Origin of the sequence: Aminobacter sp. BA135 (assembly GCF_050859125.1) — a bacterium.
GTDB lineage: Bacteria > Pseudomonadota > Alphaproteobacteria > Rhizobiales > Rhizobiaceae > Aminobacter > Aminobacter ciceronei.
In genome coordinates, this window is sequence record NZ_CP139572.1 from 5759645 (window position 1) to 5765864 (window position 6220).

Sequence of the window (6220 nt, forward strand, 5' to 3'; positions counted from 1 at the left end):
GGATGCCGCCTCGCCCTATGGTTGTCACCATGCAACGCTTAACCGTTGGTTCACCAAAGTCGTTCATCTTCCATTGAACAGTGGACCGACACCGACAGCCGCCGAGGGGGCGACGACATGGCCAAGCCAAACCTTTATGTCCTGGGAGCCTGCGCCTGGCTGGCATCTCTCGCGGCCGCAACATACGCATATGCCGGCGCGGGCATTGAAGTGACGATGAACCAGGCCAAGATCGTGCGGCTCACGCGCCCGGCCGATACCATTGTGGTCGGCAATTCGGCGATCGCCGATGCTGCCATACAGGACGCCTCGACCATCGTGCTCACCGGCAAGGGTTTTGGCGTCACCAACCTCGTGGTGCTCGATGCCGACGGCAGCCCGATCGTCGACGAGCAGGTGACGGTTATCCGCCATGACGCCTCATCCGTCCGTATCTACCGGCGTTCGGAGATCCAGACGCTGTCCTGCACGCCCTATTGCGAGAGCTCCTACAAGAACGATGCCGAGCGGATGTCCGAGAGCGAGATGAACGCCAGCCAGTAGGTGTCGATGCGTGACACTGCCCCCCGTGGTTAGCCGCGGGTAAACCGGATTCGCACAATTTTCCCGGTCATTCAAACCGGACCTCAACAGCTTTCCCTTATACGTCGACGCGAACCACGGAACGCGGTCGGGACATGGGCGCAGCAGCGGTTGCAGAAGGCATTGATGTGAACGGATCCAAGCCAAGCCACCTCATCAGGTTCATGCGGAACCGGAGCGGCAGTACAGCGATCGAATTCGCCGTGCTAGCGATCCCGTTCTCGCTGCTGGTCTTTGCCATCCTGGAAAGCTGCATTGCGTTTGCCGGGCAACAGGTGCTCGCCAATGCCGCCGACGAAGTTGCACGGCAGTTGCGCACGGGCCAGGAAAAGGCGGCAGGCTTCACCGAGGACAAACTGAAGGACAAGATTTGCGAGAAGCTTGCAGTCCTGGTCTCTAAGGACTGCAAGGCCCAGCTGATCGTCGATCTGCGCAGCTATCCGACCTTTGCCGAAGCGGCAAAGGTCAAACTCAAATTGACCAGCGACAGGGATATCGACACGACAGGCTTTGCCGTCACACCAGGCCCATCGATGTCCAAGAACATGCTGCAGGTCATCTACAAGTGGCCTGTCATCACAGATTTCATGCGGGCATCGATGTCGAACCTCAAGGACGGCAAGACCCTGCAATACGCGACCGTCACCTGGCAGAACGAACCGTTTAACGACTGAGTGAACCGATCGGCCTCGAGAGCCGCGGACCTGGGAAAAGGGGCAACATGTCTTTCTGCGCGGGAGCACGATCCTTGCTGGAGCAATGGCGGTGTCGCGCTTGCGCGCTGGTCGGTGACAGGCGCGGTATTGCCGCCGTCGAATTCGCCATCATCGCGCCGCTGCTGTTGTCGCTCTACTTCGTGACCATGGAGGTTTCGCAAGGGATCGAGACCAACAAGAAGGTCAGCCGCGTCGGCTCGATGGTCGCCGACCTCGTCACCCAGCAGCAGACCACCACCACGGCCGAGATCGATGCGATCATGAAGATCGGTGAATCGATCCTGCAGCCCTACAATCGCAGTGTCGGCAAGATCGTGATCACCGCGATCGAGATAACGGATGAACCGACACCTGTCGTAAAGGTGGCCTGGTCACGCAAACTCGTGAACGGCACTGCCTCGATGGACGCCCCCAAAGACGCTCCGGCAACGGTGCCGACGGCACTCAAGATCAGAGGAACCTTCCTCATCCGCGTCGAAAGCAACCTCGACTACCTGCCCGTCATCGTCTGGACACCCACAAGCAAGCAGGCGCTTGGCCTGGGCGCGGCTTTCGCCAGCATCCCGATGGCGGAAACCTACTATCTGCGCCCCCGCATGAGCGCATCGGTTCCCTGCACGAACTGCTGAACCGGCACAGCGCTGTGCCGCGAAGCTGTCAGCTGCCTTTCCGCCGGATAATTGCCAACGTTCGCGACTGATCCTATGTCTGGCGGACCGGCAATTGAGAGCCCCTTGTAGATGGCGCGTGCATTCCTGTTTGTTCTGGATTCCTTCGGCATTGGCGGGGCGGCCGACGCCGCGCACTTCGGCGACGTCGGTTCTGACACGTTCGGGCACATTGCGAGCGCCTGCGCCGAGGGCCGCGGCGACCGCGTCGGTTTGCGCAGCGGCCCGCTAGAGGTACCGAATATGGCATCGCTCGGGCTTGGCCTCGCCGCGAGGCGGGCGACAGGGTTCGAATTCGCCGCCGGCACGCCGCTGCGTGCCGGCGCCTTTTTCGGTGCGGCACAGGAAGTTTCGAGCGGCAAGGACACACCTTCCGGCCACTGGGAAATCGCCGCCCTGCCCGTCACCTTCGACTGGGGTTATTTTCCGCAGACTGTTCCGGCCTTCCCCGCCTCGCTGACCGAAGCGATATCCAGGGAAGGCAAGGTTCCGGGCATTCTAGGCGACTGCCACGCCGGCGGCGTCGAGATCATCGAACGGTTCGGCGAAGAGCATGTCAGGACAGGCAAGCCGATCTGCTACACCTCGGTGGATTCGGTGCTGCAGATCGCAGCACATGAAACGCATTTCGGGTTGGAGCGGCTCTACGAGCTGTGCCAGGTCGTCCGCCGCCTCGTCGACCCGCTGAAGATCGGCAGGGTCATCGCCCGACCCTTCCTGGGCGAGAGTAAGGCAACGTTCCAGCGCACGCCCAATCGCCGCGACTATGCCACCCCGCCCCCTGAGGACACGTTGCTCGACCGCCTCACCGCACGCGGCAGCAAGGTGATCGGCATCGGCAAGATCGGCGACATCTTCGCGCATCGCGGGATCAGCGAAATCCGCAAGGGCGTCGGCAACATGGCGATGTTCGACAAGGCGCTCGGCGCCATGGACGACGCCCAGGACGGCGACCTGGTGTTCGCCAATTTCGTCGACTTCGACACCGAGTTCGGTCATCGCCGCGACGTGCCGGGTTATGCCGCAGCACTCGAAGCCTTCGACAAGCGCCTGCCCGAAGCCTTCGCCCGGCTGCAGCCGGGCGACCTGCTGATCCTCACCGCCGACCATGGCAACGACCCGACCTGGCCAGGCACCGACCACACGCGCGAGCGTATCCCGGTGATCGGTATCGCTGCGGGCGGTTCCGGCGGGGACATCGGGCTGAGGCTTACCTTCGCCGACATCGGCGAAACGGTGGCGGCCCATCTCGGCCTGGCGCCCGGCCGCCATGGCAACTCCTTCCTGGAGACGATCGCCAGCCATGCCTGAATTGCCCGAAGTCGAAACCGTGCGGCGCGGACTGCAGCCGGTGCTGGAAGGCGCGCGCATCGAGCGCGTCGAGACCCGCCGCCCCAATCTGCGCTACCCCTTCCCCGACAGGTTCGGCGAACGCCTGGAAGGCCGCAAGATCACCTCGCTCGGACGGCGCGCCAAATATCTGATCGCCGATGTCGAGGATGCGCCGCTGCTGATCTGCCATCTGGGCATGTCCGGCTCGTTCCGCGTCGAAACCGACGAGGGCTCTGCCGCCCCAGGCAATTTCCACCACGAGCGCTCGAAGTCCGAGACTCACGACCATGTCGTCTTCCACGTCGCGGATCCAAAGGGTGTTTCGGCGCGAGTCGTCTTCAACGACCCCAGGCGGTTCGGCTTCATGCTGTTTGCCGAGCGCAACGGCACCGAGCATCCGATGCTGCAGGGACTTGGCGTCGAGCCGACGGGCAATACGCTTGACGGTGAACTGCTCGCCCAGCTGTTCGAAGGCAAGAAGACTCCGCTGAAGGCGGCCCTGCTCGACCAGCGACTGATTGCCGGACTGGGCAACATCTATGTCTCCGAGGCACTTTGGCGCGCCGGGCTGTCGCCGACGCGGGCCGCAGGCACCATCGCCGGCAATGGCAAGGTGGCGAAGGAGCGGGCGACGCTTCTGGCGACATCGGTGCGGCAAGTCATTGCCGATGCGATCGCCGCCGGCGGCTCCTCGCTGCGCGACTATGTCCATACCGACGGCTCGCTCGGCTACTTCCAGCACTCCTTTTCCGTCTATGACCGCGAGGGCGAACCTTGCGCGCACAGCGGCTGTGCGGGCCATATCGAGCGCATCGTGCAGAGCGGGCGCTCAACCTTCTATTGCCGCCAGTGCCAGCGCTGAGTTAGAGCAAAGCCTCATTGGTGACGCTGCGAGAGAGGGAGAGCCGCAAGATGGCCTATGAAACGATCATCGTCGAAACACGCGGCAAGGTCGGGCTGATCACGCTCAACCGCCCGAAGGCGCTCAACGCGCTCAATTCTCTTGTCCTGGCCGAGCTCCTCGCCGCCACCGGCACTTTTGAAGCCGACCAGGGTATCGGCGCCATCGTCATCACCGGCTCGGAAAAGGCCTTCGCGGCCGGCGCCGACATCAAGGAGATGCAGGGCAAGACCTATGTCGACGCCTATATGGAAGACTTCTTCTCCGGCTGGGAGGCCTTTGCAGCCAACCGCAAGCCGATGATTGCAGCTGTCGCCGGCTACGCGCTGGGCGGCGGCTGCGAACTCGCCATGATGTGCGACTTCATCATCGCCGCCGACTCGGCCAAGTTCGGCCAGCCCGAGATCACGCTCGGCGTCATGCCCGGCATGGGCGGCTCGCAGCGCCTGACCCGTTTCGTCGGCAAGTCGAAGGCAATGGACATGTGCCTGACCGGCCGGATGATGGATGCGGCCGAAGCCGAGCGCTCCGGACTCGTTTCGCGAGTCGTGCCCGCGGCCGACCTGATGGAAGAGGCGATGAAGGCGGCGGCAAAGATCGCCGACTTCTCGCTTCCGGCTGTCATGATGTGCAAGGAAGCGGTCAATCGTTCTTATGAAGTAACGCTGTCCGAAGGCCTGCGCTTCGAGCGCCGCGTGTTCCATTCAATGTTTTCACTCGACGACCAGAAGGAAGGCATGGCGGCCTTTGCCGAGAAAAGGACTGCGAATTTCCGCAACCGCTGACCTGAATCGCGTTGACGTTGGCGGCAAGCTGAACTATAAGCCGCACCAACTGAGGCGCCCCCAGGGACGCCCGATTTATTTTTGCGCTCTACGGATACCCGCGGGCGCCCACCTAGAGATCAAAGAGAGGCACCATGGCCAATACCTCCTCGGCCAAGAAGGCAACGCGTAAGATCGCCCGCCGCGCAGCGGTCAACAAGAACCGCCGCTCGCGCGTCCGGACTTATGTCCGCCAGGTCGAAGAGGCACTGGCCTCGGGCGACAAGGCAAAGGCGGAAGCCGCCTTCAACGCCGCCCAGCCGGAACTGATGCGCGCCGCCACCAAGGGCGTGCTTCACAAGAACACCGCCTCGCGCAAAGTTTCGCGCCTGGCACAGCGGCTCAAGGCGCTTTCCGCCTAAGCCCTGCAAGCAATTGGATTTCTGATCAACCCGGCCTAACCAGCCGGGTTTTTCTTTTGCCGGATGAGGGCCGAAAAACCCGTCCGAAGGGCCGTCCAAGCAGGGTCTGCAGGGGGTCGAAATTTTGCCGGCATATGCGGCTATTCTGATAACTACAACTGTTAGAAGTAGCCCTACAACCAGACTCGGGCTGGCAGAAATTACCTATTAATTTCAAAGACTTGCGAATGGTCATCCACAGCTTGTTCAAGCTGCCCGCGGGGCTCGGGGGACAAGTTGGTGTCAAGCGGATTCTTTTAAAAATATTTCGGCCGGCGTGCGGTTTTTTTCGATCCCCGGAAAAGGGTTTGAATCACAACGGCTTTGTCCCTTTGAGGGGTACCGGCAAGCTTTGAATCCGGAGCCGAGGTAAGCAGATTCATTAAAAACGGGTTAGACTCGGCCTTGCCTCGTCCACAGCGATTTTTGTAAGGTCTTTTTATCGAAGGGACGGGCAGCAAGCCCTCTGCAAAGCCACAAAATCGGCGGCGTTCTCGGCGTGGATGGAATCCGCGTCCGGGGGAGGTATGCCCACTTCGAAGTATACTTGGGGCGTGTGGGGATACACGGCATGGTGACTTTGCATCGCACCGGCGATTTCGCCGGGTGGCTACGCATTTGCCTGGTGCTGCCGCCCCCGCGGCACTGGCCTTCCGAAAGCGCTGCATGGCGCTAGGCGAAGGTGACTGGGGCTCCGCCGGAAACGGCAAGCATCCCGAATGAACATACACCGATGGAGACGCGAGCGGCGCGTCCCCATTCGGCAACGAGGACCGAAGGTTAGGGATTGCAAACA

7 protein-coding genes are annotated in these 6220 nt (G+C 61.9%); all 7 read left to right on the forward strand.

Features of this window, described 5'->3' with window-relative positions:
- The first annotated feature begins 117 nt into the window (after window positions 1–117).
- The 7 genes from SLT36_RS27945 (at window position 118) to rpsT (ending at window position 5385) form a co-directional block, all read left to right on the forward strand.
- Window positions 118–543, forward strand: coding sequence for a pilus assembly protein N-terminal domain-containing protein (locus tag SLT36_RS27945; RefSeq protein WP_432285190.1), 426 nt, complete (start codon window positions 118–120; stop codon window positions 541–543).
- A 242-nt stretch (window positions 544–785) separates the two neighbouring features.
- Entirely contained in the window at window positions 786–1256 is a 471-nt protein-coding gene (locus SLT36_RS27950; protein ID WP_432285192.1) for a TadE/TadG family type IV pilus assembly protein, read from the forward strand.
- 74 nt (window positions 1257–1330) lie between these two features.
- Window positions 1331–1927 (forward strand): TadE/TadG family type IV pilus assembly protein, encoded by a 597-nt coding sequence (locus SLT36_RS27955; protein ID WP_432285193.1) that lies wholly within the window; start codon window positions 1331–1333, stop codon window positions 1925–1927.
- Between the two features lie 111 nt (window positions 1928–2038).
- A complete protein-coding gene (locus tag SLT36_RS27960) occupies window positions 2039–3277 on the forward strand; it encodes a phosphopentomutase (protein ID WP_432285194.1) in 1239 nt (412 codons plus the stop codon).
- Window positions 3270–4160, forward strand: coding sequence for a bifunctional DNA-formamidopyrimidine glycosylase/DNA-(apurinic or apyrimidinic site) lyase (gene mutM, locus SLT36_RS27965; protein ID WP_432285196.1), 891 nt, complete (start codon window positions 3270–3272; stop codon window positions 4158–4160). Before SLT36_RS27960 ends, mutM begins: the two co-directional genes overlap by 8 nt.
- A gap of 50 nt (window positions 4161–4210) precedes the next feature.
- The gene (locus SLT36_RS27970; RefSeq protein WP_192318678.1) at window positions 4211–4984 is read left to right on the forward strand and encodes an enoyl-CoA hydratase; all 774 of its coding nucleotides are present in this window, start codon (window positions 4211–4213) and stop codon (window positions 4982–4984) included.
- A gap of 134 nt (window positions 4985–5118) precedes the next feature.
- Window positions 5119–5385 (forward strand): 30S ribosomal protein S20, encoded by a 267-nt coding sequence (rpsT, locus tag SLT36_RS27975; RefSeq protein WP_067965745.1) that lies wholly within the window; start codon window positions 5119–5121, stop codon window positions 5383–5385.
- Window positions 5386–6220 lie beyond the last annotated feature (835 nt).